Annotated in this window: 19 protein-coding genes and 1 pseudogene; 13 read left to right on the top strand and 7 right to left on the bottom strand. The window is 69.8% G+C overall.

Annotated elements, in window-relative coordinates:
* Positions 1-906, top strand: a pseudogene (locus Q8O26_RS04020) (chromosome segregation protein SMC); the annotation flags it as partial.
* A 250-nt stretch (positions 907-1156) separates the two neighbouring features.
* Here Q8O26_RS04020 and Q8O26_RS04015 read toward each other — a convergent pair.
* Positions 1157-3163 (bottom strand): primary-amine oxidase, encoded by a 2007-nt coding sequence (locus Q8O26_RS04015; RefSeq protein ID WP_305573719.1) that lies wholly within the window; start codon positions 3161-3163, stop codon positions 1157-1159.
* Between the two features lie 341 nt (positions 3164-3504).
* Between Q8O26_RS04015 and Q8O26_RS04010 the strand changes: the two genes are divergently transcribed.
* From Q8O26_RS04010 to Q8O26_RS03990, 5 genes are all read left to right on the top strand, one after another.
* Positions 3505-3858 (top strand): AtpZ/AtpI family protein, encoded by a 354-nt coding sequence (locus tag Q8O26_RS04010; RefSeq protein WP_305573717.1) that lies wholly within the window; start codon positions 3505-3507, stop codon positions 3856-3858.
* Between the two features lie 48 nt (positions 3859-3906).
* Positions 3907-4656 (top strand): F0F1 ATP synthase subunit A, encoded by a 750-nt coding sequence (locus Q8O26_RS04005; RefSeq protein WP_305573715.1) that lies wholly within the window; start codon positions 3907-3909, stop codon positions 4654-4656.
* Positions 4657-4717: 61 nt separating this feature from the next.
* A complete protein-coding gene (locus tag Q8O26_RS04000) occupies positions 4718-4945 on the top strand; it encodes a F0F1 ATP synthase subunit C (RefSeq protein WP_305573713.1) in 228 nt (75 codons plus the stop codon).
* 140 nt (positions 4946-5085) lie between these two features.
* Positions 5086-5619, top strand: a complete 534-nt coding sequence (locus Q8O26_RS03995) for a F0F1 ATP synthase subunit B (protein WP_305573711.1) — start codon at positions 5086-5088, stop codon at positions 5617-5619.
* A gap of 10 nt (positions 5620-5629) precedes the next feature.
* Positions 5630-6109, top strand: coding sequence for an ATP F0F1 synthase subunit B (locus Q8O26_RS03990; protein ID WP_305573709.1), 480 nt, complete (start codon positions 5630-5632; stop codon positions 6107-6109).
* An 85-nt stretch (positions 6110-6194) separates the two neighbouring features.
* Here Q8O26_RS03990 and Q8O26_RS03985 read toward each other — a convergent pair whose 3' ends face one another.
* The gene (locus Q8O26_RS03985; protein WP_305573707.1) at positions 6195-6890 is read right to left on the bottom strand and encodes a DsbA family protein; all 696 of its coding nucleotides are present in this window, start codon (positions 6888-6890) and stop codon (positions 6195-6197) included.
* A 121-nt stretch (positions 6891-7011) separates the two neighbouring features.
* Positions 7012-7590, bottom strand: coding sequence for a DUF6101 family protein (locus tag Q8O26_RS03980; protein ID WP_371134442.1), 579 nt, complete (start codon positions 7588-7590; stop codon positions 7012-7014).
* Between the two features lie 346 nt (positions 7591-7936).
* Between Q8O26_RS03980 and Q8O26_RS03975 the strand changes: the two genes are divergently transcribed.
* The 6 genes from Q8O26_RS03975 to lpxK are packed head-to-tail and all read left to right on the top strand — an operon-like array spanning position 7937 to position 13463.
* Positions 7937-9286, top strand: coding sequence for a TldD/PmbA family protein (locus Q8O26_RS03975; RefSeq protein WP_305573703.1), 1350 nt, complete (start codon positions 7937-7939; stop codon positions 9284-9286).
* Entirely contained in the window at positions 9273-10073 is an 801-nt protein-coding gene (locus tag Q8O26_RS03970; protein WP_305573701.1) for a 3'(2'),5'-bisphosphate nucleotidase CysQ, read from the top strand. The genes Q8O26_RS03975 and Q8O26_RS03970 overlap by 14 nt, the downstream gene beginning before the upstream one ends.
* 16 nt (positions 10074-10089) lie before the next feature.
* On the top strand, positions 10090-10326 hold the full coding sequence (locus tag Q8O26_RS03965; protein WP_305573700.1) for a DUF4170 domain-containing protein: 237 nt from the start codon (positions 10090-10092) through the stop codon (positions 10324-10326).
* A gap of 18 nt (positions 10327-10344) precedes the next feature.
* The gene (locus Q8O26_RS03960) at positions 10345-11148 is read left to right on the top strand and encodes a lysophospholipid acyltransferase family protein (protein WP_305573699.1); all 804 of its coding nucleotides are present in this window, start codon (positions 10345-10347) and stop codon (positions 11146-11148) included.
* The gene (locus tag Q8O26_RS03955; protein WP_305573697.1) at positions 11141-12442 is read left to right on the top strand and encodes a 3-deoxy-D-manno-octulosonic acid transferase; all 1302 of its coding nucleotides are present in this window, start codon (positions 11141-11143) and stop codon (positions 12440-12442) included. The genes Q8O26_RS03960 and Q8O26_RS03955 overlap by 8 nt, the downstream gene beginning before the upstream one ends.
* A gap of 13 nt (positions 12443-12455) precedes the next feature.
* Positions 12456-13463 (top strand): tetraacyldisaccharide 4'-kinase, encoded by a 1008-nt coding sequence (lpxK, locus tag Q8O26_RS03950; RefSeq protein WP_305573695.1) that lies wholly within the window; start codon positions 12456-12458, stop codon positions 13461-13463.
* Here lpxK and Q8O26_RS03945 read toward each other — a convergent pair.
* The 3 genes from Q8O26_RS03945 to lspA form a co-directional block, all read right to left on the bottom strand.
* Positions 13441-13680, bottom strand: coding sequence for a DUF2093 domain-containing protein (locus tag Q8O26_RS03945; RefSeq protein ID WP_305573693.1), 240 nt, complete (start codon positions 13678-13680; stop codon positions 13441-13443). The two genes, lpxK and Q8O26_RS03945, sit on opposite strands and share 23 nt — an antisense overlap.
* A 19-nt stretch (positions 13681-13699) precedes the next feature.
* A complete protein-coding gene (locus Q8O26_RS03940; RefSeq protein ID WP_305573691.1) occupies positions 13700-14383 on the bottom strand; it encodes a hypothetical protein in 684 nt (227 codons plus the stop codon).
* A gap of 101 nt (positions 14384-14484) precedes the next feature.
* Positions 14485-14994 carry a signal peptidase II gene (lspA, locus tag Q8O26_RS03935; RefSeq protein ID WP_305573689.1) on the bottom strand — a complete coding sequence of 170 codons (510 nt, stop codon included), beginning with the start codon at positions 14992-14994 and terminating at the stop codon, positions 14485-14487.
* 129 nt (positions 14995-15123) lie between these two features.
* On the opposite strand from lspA, the gene Q8O26_RS03930 reads away from it, so the two are divergent.
* The gene (locus Q8O26_RS03930) at positions 15124-15711 is read left to right on the top strand and encodes a histidine phosphatase family protein (protein WP_305573687.1); all 588 of its coding nucleotides are present in this window, start codon (positions 15124-15126) and stop codon (positions 15709-15711) included.
* Between the two features lie 3 nt (positions 15712-15714).
* On the opposite strand, the gene Q8O26_RS03925 is transcribed toward Q8O26_RS03930, so the two are convergent.
* Entirely contained in the window at positions 15715-15993 is a 279-nt protein-coding gene (locus tag Q8O26_RS03925; RefSeq protein ID WP_305573685.1) for a hypothetical protein, read from the bottom strand.
* Positions 15994-16076: the final 83 nt, after the last annotated feature.

Below are 16076 nucleotides of genomic sequence, written 5' to 3'. Positions count from 1 at the left end.
GCCCTCGCCGCCGGCGAGACGGCGCTGGCCGCCGCCGACCGTGCCGCCCGCGCCGCTCTCGAGGCCATGACCGGAGCCCGCGAGGCCTTCGTACGGACCGAGGCGCGGCTCGAGGCGGCCCGCCTGCGGATCCGGGAGATCGGCACCGAGATCGCCGAGAAGTTCGAGACCGAGCCGCTCGCCCTCACCCGCATCGCCGGCCTTGCCCCCGACGCGGCGCTCCCCGAGGCCCGCCGCGTCGAGGACCAGCTCGACGGCTTCCGCCGCGAACGCGAACGCCTCGGCGGCGTCAACCTGCGCGCCGATGACGAGCTGACCGAGGTCCAGGCGCAGTTCGACGGCATGGTGCGAGAGCGCGACGACCTCGTCGAGGCCATCAAGAAGCTGCGCACTGCCATCGGCTCGCTCAACCGCGAAGGCCGCGAGCGGCTGCTCGCCTCCTTCGCCATCGTCAACGAGAACTTCCAGCGCCTGTTTACCACCCTGTTCGGCGGCGGCACCGCCGAGCTGCAGCTGGTCGAATCCGACGATCCGCTGGAGGCCGGCCTCGACATCCTGGCCAAGCCGCCGGGCAAGAAGCCGCAGACCCTGTCGCTGCTCTCCGGCGGCGAGCAGGCGCTGACCGCCATCGCCCTGATCTTCGCGGTCTTCCTAACCAATCCGGCGCCGATCTGTGTGCTGGACGAGGTCGACGCGCCGCTCGACGACGCCAATGTCGAGCGCTATTGCGACCTGCTCGACGAGATGGCGCGGACCACCGACACGCGCTTCGTCGTCATCACCCATAATCCCATCACCATGAGCCGCATGAACCGGCTCTTCGGCGTCACCATGGCCGAGCGCGGTGTCTCGACCCTGGTCAGCGTCGACCTCGGCCGCGCCGAGCAGCTCATCGCCGCGGAGTGAGCCGCCGATCGCCTGCCCGGCCTCGTGCCGGCCATGACGGAAACGACGAGGTCGTGCCAACGACGGCCACTGAAAAATATAGGATCAAAGTCCTTGACAGCGTGACGCTGGTCCTGTAGATTCTTGTCATGTTCGGCAATTGCGGCTGCAGCTGATCGCGCCGCCGCTTACCTTACCTCTCCCCGGCGGAGAGAGGTGTGCAGCGCCCGCCGGCGAGAGGCGTTCCAGTGCCTGAGGTGCGCCAGTACCCCTATCCGCAGCAGCAGTCGCCGCTGGCACCCTCGGCCTTGCCCGCCCCGTGCTGCACGCTGGCGGCATTCGTCTCAGGGGGCAGGTCCATCGCCGGGTTTTCGGCGAAGAAGCCGTTGGGCTTCAGCATGAAGCCGGCATATTCCATCGGCATGACCGGGAAATCCTCGGGCTTGCAGACATGGGTATGGCCGAAGGAGTGCCAGACCACGAGGTCGGCATTCTCGATGGAACGGCCCTGTTTCACATAGGCCGGCAGGCCGTCGCCCCCGGCATGCTGGTTGGGATAGTCGCCGCTGGCATATTTCTCGGCGGGGTCGAAGGGCGTCACCCAGACATGCTTCGTGGCGAAGCCGCCGCGCTGGGCCACCGTCGAGCCCTCCTGCGCCAGCATCAGCGGGCTCGGCTGGACGACCAGCTTGTAGCCGGTCGGCTTGCCGACGCTGTTCGTCCGGTTGGGATTGGTGATCTTCCAGTAGCGACCGGTCCGCCCGTCGGCCTCGCGGGCGGCGTCGCGCTCGTTCGCCAGCACCCGCGACGTCGTGTCGAAGACGTTGCCATAGGGGTTGTCGGCGCCCCAGGGGCGCGGCACGAATTCGTGCTCGGTGACGGTGTTGCCCTCGCCGTCCAGCGCCATGTGCATGCGCACGTTGAAGAAGTGCTGGTGGGTCGGGCCGCCGAGGCCCTCGTCCACCATGCCGCCCCAGGGATAGGCCTTGCCGGGCGCCACCGCTGCGGTCTGGATGATGCCGGTCAGCTTGGCCTCCAGCTGGATCGTGCCGTCCTGGTAGAGATACCAGTAGAAGCCGTAATCGTAGTTTCCGACCGTCGCGAAGAAGGAGATCACGAGGCGGCGCGAGCGGCGCGCCTCGAACACGCCGGTGCGCATTTCGTAATGCTTCCACAGGAGGCCGTAATCCTCCTCGTGCATGCAGACGGCGTTGGGCATGACGACGGGATGGCCGGCATCGTCCGCCATGGGCACGTCGAAATAGTGGATCAGGCCGAGGCAGTCGCAGCCGAGTTCGAGGGCGTTGGCGAGCTTTCCGAGGCCATATTCGCCGGCATCGAAAGCGCTCTTCCAGAAATGGTTGGCGGTGGGGTCTGCATAGGGCACGACCATCTCCGTGACGCTGGCGCGGTGCAGGATCGGTCTTTCCCGGCCCTGGTCGCGGATGCCGAGCTGGTGCAGCACCAGCCCCTCGCGCGGCGTGAAGCCGATGCGGAACGACCAGTTCTGCCAGTCGACCTTCCAGCCGTCGACGCTGAAGCTCGGCCCCTCCGGCTGGACGATGTTCAGGGATTTCAGGTCGGTTCGCGGCGGCGGCAGGGACGCCCGGTCGTAGTTCCGCCGCTTCCGCGGGATCGGCACGATCTCCTCCTCGTCGACGAGATGAACGACGCGGTTCTCGACGAGATCGACGAGGGCGACGACGCCCTCGATCGGCGAGGCATAGCCGTTGTCGTTGGCCTCGGCGCGATAATAGCTGACCGCGCTGACCAGGCGGCGGCCGAGTTCGGCCTCGCGGCCGAAATAGCCGGCCGAGAAGGGGTCGACCTGGACGAGCGCGATCTCGTTCTCGGTGAGGCCGCGCCGGGTCATCGCCGCCCGCCAGCCGGGATCGGCCTTGACGATGTCGCCGGCCTTGAAGAACTCCTCGATGATCACCGGCGGCTGGCCGTAGGGGGCCGCCCGGGTATCGCGTGTCGCGAAGGCGATGACGGCGCCGGCGCCGATATCGACCAGCGCCTCGTGCACGGCCCCGCTGATGCTGTCGATGGTGACGGCGAAGGCCCGCCGGCGGATCGGCCGGCCCGGAGTCCAGGCGGCGATCTCGGCCTTCAGCGGCTCGTCGAGCTGCAGCGTGGCGAAGCGGGTGCTGTCGGGCAGCGCCTTGTCCGCCATCAGGATCGCCCGGGCCGCGGCGATCTCTGGCCCCGACAGCGGGTCGAGCGGATGGGCCGGGGCGGCGCCGACGAGGGCTGCGGCAGGTGCGGCGGTGTCCATGGGGCTCTCCTCCTCGCAGACGCGGCGCCCGGAGCCCCGCCGGGGACGCGACGCGCCGTGCCCCGACTTCGCCGTCCTCGCCTGCGTCCCGTCGCATGTCGCGGCGAAACTCTAGCATTGCCCGATAGATGCTGCACTGCGCGCGCTATGTCGCAGAGCAGGTGAGTAAATCCGCCAGAGCACGATAAAGCATATGTATTTCAATAACTTATATTGTTTCCCCGCGTCCTTGACACGTTTTCGTGGCATCACTATAGGTGTGCCCGGCTTTCAGGGGGTTGGCAGTCCGGCGACCTTATTGTCGTTATGCCCTGACGACGAGCCGGCCGAGGAGGCTGGCCATGACGTCAGGCGACCATAACGACGGCAAGACGCCTGGAACGTCCCTCCAGGAATCCGACCTCGACGCGCGGCGGCGCGCCCTTGAATCCAGGCTCGAAGCCATCGAGCGCGAGCGATCCACGGGAGCAGCGCCGGACGGCCGGGCGGCCCAGGCGCCGTCCGGGCTGGTGAAGCTCTTCCGCTTCTCGGCCGATTTCGTCTCCGGCGTCCTTGCCGGGGCGCTGATCGGCTGGCTCGTGGACCGGTTCGCCGGAACGCGGCCCTGGGGTCTCATCGTGTTTCTTCTGCTGGGCTTCGCGACGGGGATCTACAACCTCGTCAAGTCGGCGCAGCGGGCCAATCGGGAAGGCTGAACGGCCGTTCCGACCCTCGACTAGACCGCATGCGGGAGCAGACCGGCGATGGCCGATCCGATCAAACAGTTCGAGCTCGTCCCCATCGTTCCGATCACGATTGGCACCGGTGATTTCTCTTTCACCAACTCCGCGCTCCACATGTTCATCATCGTCGGCCTGACGGCCGCGTTCCTGCTGCTGACGACCTCCGGTCGTCGCCTCGTGCCGACGCGCATGCAGTCGATGGCCGAGATGGCCTATGAATTCGTCGCCGGAACGGTTCGACAGACGGCCGGCACCGACGGGATGAAGTTCTTCCCGCTCGTCTTCTCGCTCTTCATGTTCGTGCTGCTGGCCAACCTGGTGGGCATGGTCCCCGGCGCCTTCACCGTGACCAGCCACATCATCGTCACCGCCGCACTGGCGATGCTGGTGATCTCCACCGTCATCGTCTACGGCATCTGGAAGCACGGCACCCACTGGTTCGCGCTCTTCGCGCCGTCGGGCCTGCCCAAGGTCATCCTGCCGCTGATCGTCGTCATCGAGGTGATCTCCTTCATCTCCCGCCCGATCTCGCTGTCGCTGCGTCTGTTCGGCAACATGACCGCCGGCCATATCGCGCTGAAGGTCTTCGCCGGCTTCGTGACCGCCATGGCCGGCGCCGGCGCCCTCGGCTTCCTCGGCGCCGCCCTGCCGGTTTTCATGATCACCGCGCTCACCGCGCTGGAATTTCTCGTCGCTGCCCTGCAGGCCTATGTCTTCACGATCCTGACCTGCATCTACCTCAACGACGCCCTCCATCCTGGCCATCACTGATCCTGTGACGGCAGGCCTCCCCATCCCTCCCTTCGCTCCCAACACCTGACAGGAGTTCAAAATGGATCCGGTTGCAGCCAAGTACATCGGCGCTGGTCTCGCTTGCCTCGGCATGGGCCTCGCGGCCATGGGCGTGGGCAACATCTTCGGCAACTTCGTTGCCGGCGCCCTGCGCAACCCGTCGGCCGCGGCCGGCCAGTTCACCAACGCCATCGTCGGCGCAGCGCTCGCGGAAGGCCTCGGCATCTTCGCGCTCGTCGTCGCCCTCGTCCTGCTCTTCGTGGTCTGATCCGCGGCGGACGTCTCGGTCGCGCCGGGGCCCTCTCGGGGTCCCGGTCCGCGGCCGATCCGGCGTTCCCGCCCGGCTCCGGCCGGCTCTCGTTTCCGCGTGACGGCCTCCCGGCCGGATCGCGCCGATAGGGTCCCGCAATGGCGACGAACACCACTCAAGGGACCCAGGTCCCCTCCAAAGGCGGTTTCCCGGCCTTCCGCGTGGAAACCTACGGGTCGCAGCTGCTCTGGCTGGCGATCTCCTTCGGCCTGCTCTACTACCTGATGTCGAAGTTCATCGCGCCGCGTATCGGCGGCATCCTGGAGGAGCGGGCAAGCCGCATCTCCGGCGATCTCGCCGCGGCGCAGGCGATGAAGGCCGAGGCCGACGCGGCAACCCTGTCCTATGAGAAGGCACTCGCGGAAGCGCGCGCCAGCTCGCAGGCCATCGCTACCGAAACCCGGGCGAAGATCACCGCCGAGGCCGATGCCGAGCGCAAGGCCCTGGAGGCGAAGCTCGCCGGCGACCTCGCCGCGGCGGAGGCCCAGATCGGCACCGCCCGCGCCGCCGCCATGGGCAATGTCCGTTCCATCGCCGTCGAGACGGCCGAGGCCATCGTCCAGCGGCTGGCCGGGACCGGGGCTGACGCGGCCCGCCTCGAAGCGGCGGTCGACGCCGCGCTGAAGCGCTGAGGAGGGCCGGATGTCGGATTATCTGCCGAACTGGATCGGCCTCATCATCTTCTTCGCCATCTGCTGGAAGATGGGGGCCCATACCAAGATCCTGAACGCGCTCGACGCGCGTTCCAGCCGCATCGCCGCCGAACTCGCCGAGGCCGAGCGCCTGCGTGAGGACGCCGAAGCCATCGTCGCCGACTATCGCCGGCGCCAGCAGAGCGCCGAGCAGGAGGCCCGCGACATCGTCACGGCCGCCAGGGTCGAGGCCGAGCGCCTCGCCGCCGAGGGCAAGGCCAAGATCGAGGAATTCGTCGTCCGCCGTACCCGGATGGCGGAGACCAAGATCGCCCAGGCCGAGGCCCAGGCCATCGCCGACGTGCGCGCCGCCGCGGCCGACGTCGCCACCATCGCCGCCGGCTCGGTCCTCGCCGATCTCGCCCGGGGCGCCGCCGGCGACAAGCTGATGACCTCCGGCATCGCCGAGATCAAGGCGAAGCTGAACTGAGATCCGGGCACCCGCCCGCTGCGATCAGGAGAACCGCCGGGAGCGATCCCGGCGGTTTTCTGAAGCCGAAAGCGCGAGCGCCCGATCAGGCCGGCAGCAGCGGGTCGATGATCTTTTCGAACTCGGCCATCGGCTGGGCGCCGAGCATCCGCCTGCCGTTGATGAAGAAGGTCGGGGTCGATTCCACGCCGAAGGCCGAAGAGGCCCGCTCGCGCGTCGCGTTGAGCGCGTCGAGGATCGCCTGGTTGTTGAGGCAGGTTTCGAACTGCACCTGGGTGATGCCGGCCTGCCGGGTGATGGCGGTGACCGCCTCGAGCGGATTGCCGCCGAAGGCCCAGGTCCGCTGCTGCTGGAAGAACACCTCGACGAGGGCGAAATAGCGGGTCGGGTCGACACCCTCGCCGGCCTTGCCGTCGGCGTTCAGCGCGCAACGTGTCAGCATGTAGACGGCGGCGTCGAGCTGGTTCAGCGCGAATTCGCGGAAAACGAGCCTGACCTTGCCGGTCTCGATGTACTTCTTCTTCAGCTCGGGCAGGGTGTTGACGTGGAAGGTGGCGCAATGGCCGCAGGTGAGCGAGGCATATTCGACGATGGTCACCGGCGCGTCGGCCCGGCCGAGCCAGACATCGCCGAGCGGACCCGGCTGCATGAGCTGGGCGACGTCGACCGTCTCGGTCTGCGTCCGGCGCTGCGCCAGGGCGGCAGGCGCGAAGCCGGCGACGAGGCCGGCGACGAGGCCGAGGCCGACCGTACCTTCGATGAAATGTCTGCGCGACAGCATGGCTGTGTCCTCACCAATCCCCGCGGGGTCAAGTACAAGGCCATAGCTGTGGCACCGCCGCGTGGCAACATCAGGGCTGCCCGGGGGACGGGTCGAATCGGTCACAGTTCTGCGAGACCGGTCAGTTGCGGGCGATGATCTCGCGCTCGTGATAAACCGGGCGCCCGGCGACGCCGCTGCAGGCCTTGCGGCGCATGAGGGCGGCGGGACGGCGGTCCTTCAGGGTCGAGCGGCGGCGGCGGCGCGGGCCGGGACGGCCGAGCATGACGGCGCCGAGCCGCGGGAAGGCCTCGCGCATCGCCCCGTCGTGATCCTCGATGAGCAGCGGCAGGCAGAGCGCCTGGCCCCAGAGCTGCCAGTCGGCGACGACGTCGTCGGCATCCGCCATCGACACCAGCGGCACGCTGAGCGCCGGATCGGCATGGACCAGCACGACCTCGACATTGTCGGCCTGCCGGGACGCGTCGTCGCGCACCCGGACGGCGACGCCGCGATAGGACGACACCGGCAGCTGGAGCTTCATCCGCGCGCCGCTGGAGATGCGGCGGATGACCACCCGGTCGGCATGGAGGTCGATGGACCGCTGGCCGCTGTCCGCACCCCGGTCGGGCGCGGCATAGCGGGTCGGCAGTTGGGCGGGATCGAGGCGCAAAGAGGCCCCGATCCCGGCGGCGAGGACGCCGGGCTCTGTTTGACGCAACACTGCATGCTCCCTTGGGGTCTTCGGCCGGCTCGAACCGGCTCTCGCCCCGTCGTTGGGAGAACTCTGGCAGCATTTCTTGTCCGAGCGCTTAAGCTGGACGGTTAAGCGGACCTCAATCGGACCGCGACAAACGCTGACCTTCGCGCATGCTTGAGAAAGCCTTCGGCGATGTGCTTTCCCAATGCTTGGGCTTCGTGGTTGCGTTCTCCTTGAAGAAGAGGATGAACGAAGCCTGATGGTCCGGCCGCGGCCGCGATCCCTGTCTTGAAACCGGCGCCTGCGATGCCTACACGGGGGATACCCGCCCGCACGTTCCCGCGGGCACCTGGTCCCAAGGCTGTTCATGTCCGATCTCCTCGATACCGGCCACTTGCTCGAGCAGGGCCGCCGTCTGGTCGCCGCGGCGCTGAAGGCCGGCGCCGATGCCGCCGACGTCATGGCCGTGCGCGGCGTGTCCGTCGGCGTGCAGATGCGCGAGGGCAAGGTGGAGAGTTCGGAACGCTCCGAGGGCGACGATATCGGCCTGCGCGTCTTCGTTGGCCGGCGCAGCGCCTCCGTCTCCTCCAACGATCCGCGCGAGGACGTCGCGGCACTGGCCGAGCGGGCGGTCGCCATCGCCCGCGTCGCGCCGGAAGACCCCTATGCCCGCCTCGCCGATCCCGCCGATCTGGCGAAAGCCTGGCCGGATCTCGACCTGATCGACCCGGTGATGACGGCGGTGGCCGATCTCGAGGATTTCGCCCGCCGCGCCGAGGCGGCGGCCCTCGCCGTCACCGGCGTGTCGAAATCCGGTGGTTCAGGCGCCGGCGCCGGTATCGGCGGCTTTGCGCTCGTCACCTCCACCGGCTTCGAAGGGGCGACGCTCGGCTCCTCCACCTCCTTCTCGGTGACGGCGATCGCCGGCGAGGGCACCGGCATGGAGCGCGACTACGATTACAGCGCCGTGCGCCACCGCGCCGACCTCGACGCCCCGGAGACCATCGGCCGCAATGCCGGCGAAAGGGCCGTGCGCCGCCTGAGCCCCCGCAAGGTCGACACGACTAAGGTGCCGGTGATCTTCGACCCGCGCACCGCCGCGAGCTTTCCCTCCTATCTCGCCTCCGCCGCCAACGGCCAGGCCGTGGCGCGCAAGACCTCGTTCCTGCGCGAGAAGCTGGGGCAGCGGCTGTTCCGGGCCGGTGTCCGGATCATCGACGATCCGCTGCGGCGGCGCGGCCTGCGCTCGCGGCCCTTCGACGGCGAAGGCGTCGCCGCACGGCCGCTGACCCTCGTCGAGGATGGCATTCTCACCAGCTGGCTCCTCGACAGCGCCACAGCCGCCGAACTCGGCCTGACGACCACCGGCCATGCCAGCCGCGGCACCGGCGCACCGCCCTCGCCCGGGCCGACCAACCTCTATCTGGCCGCCGGCACGGTCAGCCCGGCGGACATGATCGGCGCCATCAAGGACGGGCTCTACGTCACCGACATGATCGGCAGCGGCGTCAACATGGTCACGGGTGACTATTCCCGCGGCTGTTCGGGCTACTGGATCGAGAACGGCGAGCTCGCCTATCCCGTCGCCGAGATCACCATCGCCGGCAACCTCATCGACGTGTTCGCCCATCTCACCCCGGCCGACGACCTCGTCCTGCGTCACGGCACCGACGCCCCCACCGTTCTGGTCGAGGGCCTCACCGTTGCCGGACGCTGACGATCTCGTCCTGCGCGACCTCCTGGCGGCGCTGGCCGAAGAGGCCGGCGCCATGGCGCTCGACTATGCCCGCCGCGGCATGCGCACCTGGACCAAGGCCGGCGCCTCCCCGGTCACCGAAGCCGACATCGCCGTCGACCGCTTCCTGAAGCAGAGGCTCGGCGAGGCGCGCCCCGGTTTCGGCTGGCTGTCGGAGGAGACGGCGGATGATCCCTCCCGCCTCGACCGCCGTGAGGTCTTCATCGTCGATCCCATCGACGGCACCCGCGCCTTCGCCGCCGGCCTGCCGGACTGGACCATCTCGCTGGCCGTGGTGCGGGACGGCCGGCCGGTGGCCGCCGCCCTCGCCGAACCGGTGGCCGGGCGCACCTTCGTCGCCGCCCGCGGCCACGGCGCGAGCGTCGGCGGCCGACCCCTCGTCTCGCTGCAGCGCGCCGGCATCGACGGCGCCGTGGTGGCAGGCCCCAAGCCCATGACGATCTCGGCCGAGAAGGCCGGCGCCACGGCCCTGCCGAAGATCCACTCGCTCGCCCTGCGCTTCGCCAAGGTCGCGGCCGGCGAGATCGACGCCGGTTTCGCCGGCGGCCAGAGCCACGACTGGGATCTTGCGGCGGCCGATCTTTTGGTGCAGGAAGCGGGGGCATCACTGACCGGCCTCGACGGAACCGTGCCCTGCTACAACAGGCCGGTTCCAACGCATTTTCCGCTCGTTTGTGCCGGTTCCCCGCTGCATGAGCTTCTCAGGCAGGTTGTCGGGGAAGACCGCCGCCGCGGCCGGACGACCTGAGGGGAAGACCATCATCATGACTGCGACGGGCGAGTCCAAACAACTCCCGCACCTGGTGTTCGGCGGCGAGCTGACCCGGCTGGACGGAACCGAGTTCCGTGACCTTTCCAAGCTCGACATCGTCGGCGTCTATCCGAACTATGCCTCCGCTCACGCCGCCTGGAAGGGCAAGGCCCAGCAGACCGTGGACAATGCGCATATGCGCTATTTCATCGTTCACCTGCACCGCCTGCTCGATCCGGAAGCGGCCTGACCGGCGGCATCGGTCCAGGTGTCCTTCCTCAAGCGTCTGGCGCGCTCCGAAAGGGTGCGCTCCGCCGCGGGCTCGCTGCTCGCAGGCTATCTGCGCCTGGTCTGGCGCACCGGCCGGTTTCAGCTCGATCCGCCGAACATCTACGACTATGCCGACGAGAACCTGCCGGTCATCTTCGCGATGTGGCACGGCCAGCACTTCCTCTCGCCCTTCGTGAAGCGGCCGGAATACCGCGCCGCGGTGCTGATCTCGCGCTCCGCCGACGGTGAGATGAACGCCATCGCCGCCGAGAAGCTCGGCGTGCGCACCATCCGCGGTTCCGGCGACCACAAGGGCGAGTTCGCCCGCAAGGGCGGCGTCAGTGCCTATTTCAAGATGCTGGAGGCGCTGGCCGACGGCGAGACCATGGCGCTGACCGCCGACGTCCCCAAGGTCGCCAAGCGGGCCGGCCTCGGCATCGTCATGCTGGCCAAGCAGAGCGGCCGCCCGATCCTGCCGATCGCCGTCGCCACCGCCCGCCGCATCGACCTGAAATCCTGGGACAAGGCGAGCGTCAACCTGCCCTTCTCGCGCGGCGCGGCGGTCGCCGCCGCGCCGATCTGGGTGCCGGCCCATGCCGATGCCGCCACCCTCGAGATCTACCGGAAACAGGTCGAGGCGGCGCTCAATGCGGCGACCGAACGCGCCTATGCCATTGCCGAGGGCCGGGCGAAGCCTGAACTCTGGTCGCAGGAGGTCGTCGCCGGCCTGATGGCGGCACGCGAGGTCGCTGCGGCGACCCGCCGCCCTCCCGCGCCGGTGGCCGGGCCGCCCGATGCGTGACCGCCCGTTCCGCACGCCCCTGACGCTGCGCGCCTATGTCGGGGTGACCGCGCTGATGGCCCCGATCGCGGCGCTGCTCGCCCGGCGGCGGCTGAAGCGCGGCAAGGAGGATCCGGAACGCGTCCAGGAGCGCCGCGGCTTCGCCACCGTCGAGCGGCCCCCCGGACGGGTGATCTGGCTCCATGGCGCCAGTGTCGGCGAGCTCCTCTCCATCATTCCCCTGGTCGAGCGCCTGCAGGCGCGCGGCCTGACCGTGCTGGTCACCACCGTGACCCTCACCGCCGCGGCGCTGGCCGCCCGCCGCCTGCCGCGCGGCGCGATCCACCAGTTCATGCCCTGGGACGTGCCGTCCTTCATCGAGCGGTTCCTCGACCATTGGCGGCCGGATCTCGCCATCTTCGCCGAATCCGAGCTCTGGCCGAACCTCATCCTGCGCACCACGGCGCGCGGAACGCCGCTGATCCAGGTGAACGGCCGCATGTCCGAACGCTCCTTCAAGAGCTGGCAGCGCGTCCCGCGATCCATCAAGGCGCTGTTCTCGCGCTTCGAGCTCTGCCTGATGCAGACCGTCGACGACGCCCGCCGGGTCGAGGCGCTGGGGGCTCCGCGCGTGTCCACGACAGGGAACCTCAAGTTCGACGTGCCGGCTCCCGAGGCCGAGCCCGCCGCCGCCATGGCGCTGGCCGATTCGATCGGCCGCCGTCCGGTCTTCCTCGCCGCCTCGACCCACGACGGCGAGGACGAGATCATCCTCGACGCGCACCGGATGATGGCGCCGCGCCTGACCAACCTCCTCACCATCATCGCGCCGCGCCACCCCGAACGCGGCGCCGCCATCGTGGCGCTGGCGGAAGCGGCGGGCCTGCAGGTCGGCCAGCGCTCGCGCGGCGAATTGCCGAAGGTGCGCCACGCCGTCTATGTCGCCGACACGCTCGGCGAGATGGGCCTGTTCTACCGGGCGGCTCCCGTCGCCTTTCTCGGCGGCTCGCTGATCCGCCATGGCGGGCAGAACCCGATCGAGCCCGGCAAGCTCGGCGCCGCCATCCTGCACGGGCCGCATGTGTTCAATTTCGCCGCGGTCTATGCGGCGCTGGCGGAGAACCGGGCGGCGCGGCAGGTCGACAATGCCCGCGATCTCGCCGCCGCGGCGCTGCTGCTGCTCACCGACCAGGACGAGCGGGTGCGCCAGCGTGAGGCGGCCGGCGAGACCGTCACGGCGCTCGGCGGCGCGCTGGATCGCACGCTCGCCGCCATCGAGCCCTATTTCCTCAGCCTCGCCGTGCGGGGCAATTGATGGCGGGCCGCTCGTGAAGGCGCCCGCCTTCTGGTCGGACCCGGATGCGGCGGCCGGCCGCCTGCTCGCCCCGCTCGGGGCGCTCGTCGGTGCCGTCACCCTCGCCCGCATGGGCCGGCCCGGCGCCCGCGCCGCCGTTCCGGTGATCTGCATCGGGAATCCGACCGTCGGCGGCGCCGGCAAGACCCCCGCGGCGCAGTGGATCGCCGGGCTGCTCGCCGCCCGCGGCCGGCACCCCTTCATCCTGACGCGCGGCTATGGCGGCCGCCTCGCCGGGCCGCTCGTCGTCGATCCCGCGCTCCACAGCGCCGCCGATGTCGGTGACGAGCCCCTGCTGCATGCCCGGCGCTTTCCGACCGTGGTGGCCCGCGACCGACCGTCCGGAGCGGCGCTCGCCGTTGCCGGCGGGGCCGACATCGTCGTCATGGACGACGGCTTCCAGAATCCCGCTCTCGCCAAGGACGTCGCGATCCTGGTGGTGGACGGCGCCGCCGGCCTCGGCAACGGCCGGGTGCTGCCGGCAGGCCCGCTTCGCGCGCCTTTCGCCCCGCAGGTCGCCCGCGCCGACGCGCTGCTGGTCGTCGGCGAGGGCGCGGCGGGGGAGGCGCTCGCCGCCGAGATGCGGGCGGCCGGCCGCACGGTCCTGCACGGACGGCTTGTCATCGAGGCCGGGACGGCGGCGTGGCTCGCCGGCCGCGACGTCCTCGCCTTCTGCGGCATCGGCCGGCCGGCCAAATTCGCCGAGACGCTCGGCGCCGCCGGCACGCGCAATGCCATGCTGCGGCCCTTCGCCGATCACCATGTCTACGGCACGGACGATGCGGAGCGGCTGCTCGGGGAGGCTGAGCGCACCGGCCTTCCCCTCGTCACCACCGAGAAGGACGCGGTGAAGCTCCGGGGCTCGCCGGCACTCGACAGGCTCGCCGCCGCGACGCGGGTGGTGAGCGTGCATCTGGAGGTCGGGGATGCGGACGCCGTCGGCGCCCTGCTCGACGGGCTCAGCGCGCCGCGAAGGCCTTGAACCGCTCGGGATGCAGCCGCTGCAGCACCGCCGGCGGGCCCGAATAGGCCTCCTGCCGGGCGACGCTCCAGTATTTCAGGTCGTCCAGCGCGATCTGCTGGCCGGTGACGGCGCAGCGCACGAAGGTGCCGGGCCGCACGATGCGAAAATCGGCGTCGAGATAGCGCAGTTCGGCCTCGCCGTCGGTCGGGCGGCCGGAAGACAGGCGATTGAGCATCGTGATCAGCCCCCGCCGGTCAGTTTCGCGGACCTGCCGGGTCCTGGCCCGACGAACTGCGCGCATTCGGCGCCTGCGGATCGTCGGGGCGTCGGCCGACCGGCCCATAGGGGGCGTCCGGCGAGGCGGTGCGGTAGCCCGGCGGCGGCTCGACCAGGCGCCGCCTGGTGGGCTCGCCGGGGAAGGGCACGACCTGGTTGTCGCGGGCCGATCCGCCGAACAGCGAGCCGACCTGCGACCAGATCGGCGCGACGCGCATCTCGTCGACCGTGGCGGGGCCGGAAATCTGCGCCTGCGAGCGGTCGCGGGTGGTGTCGACGGAGCCTCCGCCGAACCAGCCGCCCTGGCGGGAGCGCAGCTCGGCATTGGTCATGGTACGACCGAACTCGTCACGCTGGATCGGCGTGTTGGCGGCGAGGCCGGCGGCGCGCGCCCTGGCGACGTCGGGATCGTTCGGCCAGTTCGGATTGCGGGCGGCGGCCGATTCCTGCGGCGGCGGCAGGGCATTGCCGCGCGGCAGGACGAGCGGCGCGCGCTCGCGGTAGTCGATCGGGGGCCTCGCTGTCTCGACGAGGCCGAGGCCGCTGAGCAGGCCGCCGACGACATTGGCCTCGAAGCTCGGGCCACCGCCCTGCTGGGCGAAGGCAGCGGATCCGGCGACGGTGAGGGCCGTGGCGAGGAGCGCAGTGCGGATGCGCGTCATGTCGGTCATCCCTAGAATGAGCCCGGCCCGATGGAAAAGCCCGGCCTTGAATGGACCCGGCGCGCGGGGCGCCGATATGCAGCCGGTTCTATCCGTCAGGATCATGCCGATTTCGAGGCATCCGGCCGGCCGCCGAAGAGGGAATCATACAGAAGGAGCCCAACGCCCGCAACGATGCCGACATCGGCAAGGTTGAACACGTACCACTGGAACTGCCAGGTGGCGGTGGTGATGTGGAAAGCGAAGAAGTCGGCCACCGCGCCATAGACCACCCGGTCGAGCCCGTTGCCGATCGCCCCGCCGGCGATGAGGCCAAGGGCGACGGCGGTCAGCGTGCTCTCGGCCCGCCACAGCCACCAGCCGATGAGGGCGACCGCACCGACCTTGAACAGCACCAGCGCCCATTGGCCGAGGACGCTGTCCTGCTGGAACAGGCCGAAGGACACGCCGTAGTTCCACGCCATCACGAGGTCGAGGACCGGCGCGACGGTGATCACCTGTCCCGTGGTGATGCCCACGACCTGGAGCATGAAGACCTTGAAGGCCTGGTCGACGGCGAAGGTGGCGGCGAGCGCGATCAGTCCGGGGCGAAGATGCGGCGAAGGGTTCAAGGGCGGATCATCCCGTGGCAGTGACCCGCGGAGGTGGCCCGTCCGGTGCGGCCGGTCAAGCACTTATCCTCGACAACCCTGCGGCGAGCCGCCATACGGATTTCATCGAAGGCCCCCCATCGTGCAGCCATGACCCACAAGCTCTATTTCGTCCGCCACGGCGAGACCGACTGGAACGCCGAAGGGCGTCTGCAGGGTCAGCGCGACATTCCCCTCAACGATGTCGGCCGCGTCCAGGCCGAGGAGGTCGGCGCCATCCTCGCCCGGCTGGAGCCGCGTTACGAGGATCTCGCCTACTGGTCGAGCCCGCTTTCGCGGACCCGCGAGACGATGGAGCGGATGCGCGGCCGCCTCGGCCTGCACCCGCCGGCCTACCGGATGGACGACCGGCTGATGGAACTCTCCTTCGGCGCCTGGGAGGGTCTGACCTGGCCGGAGGTCGAGGCCCATTCCCCCGCCGTCGCCGCCGCGCGCATCGCCGACAAGTGGCACACCAAGCCGCCGCAGGGCGAGAATTACGAGGACGTCGCGACGCGCCTGCGCGCTTTCGTCGCGACGCTGGAGCGTCCCAGCGTCATCGTCTCCCACGGCGGTGTCGGCCGGACCCTGATGGCGCTGCGCGGCACGATGGACCGCGTCAGGGCCTCGGAGGTCTTCGTCCGCCAGGGCGTCGTCTATGTCTTCGAGGCCGACCGTTTCACCGTCGAGACGGCCTGAGGATCAGTCGCCGCCCAGAATGCCCCAGAGGCTGCGCGCCGTCGGCAGGCGCGGCTGGCCATTCGGCCGGTCCCAGGGGCACTGGTACTGGCTCGCCGCGACTGTATCGTCCATGCGCGCCGGGAAACATTTCGGCCGGGTGCCCGGCGCCAGCGTGCCTCGGCTCTGGTGCACCAGCAGCACGCGATCGCGGGTCTCGTCCTCCAGTCCCGTCCCGCGCGCCCAGAGCGGCGGAGCGGTGGCGATGAGGGCGGTGAAGGCCAGAACGGCGATGCGGGTCATGGCGGCTCCTGCGGATGTTCGGGTCGGCGCGGCCGGAACGGGCCGGACCTCGCGCTGACAACGCCTCACATAGCAGACCGGGT

Source organism: Phreatobacter sp., from assembly GCF_030691135.1.
In the GTDB taxonomy this organism is placed as follows: Bacteria; Pseudomonadota; Alphaproteobacteria; order Rhizobiales; family Phreatobacteraceae; genus Phreatobacter.
Note: the sequence above shows the minus strand (reverse complement) of the source record. Positions and strands in the feature narration are given on the sequence as shown.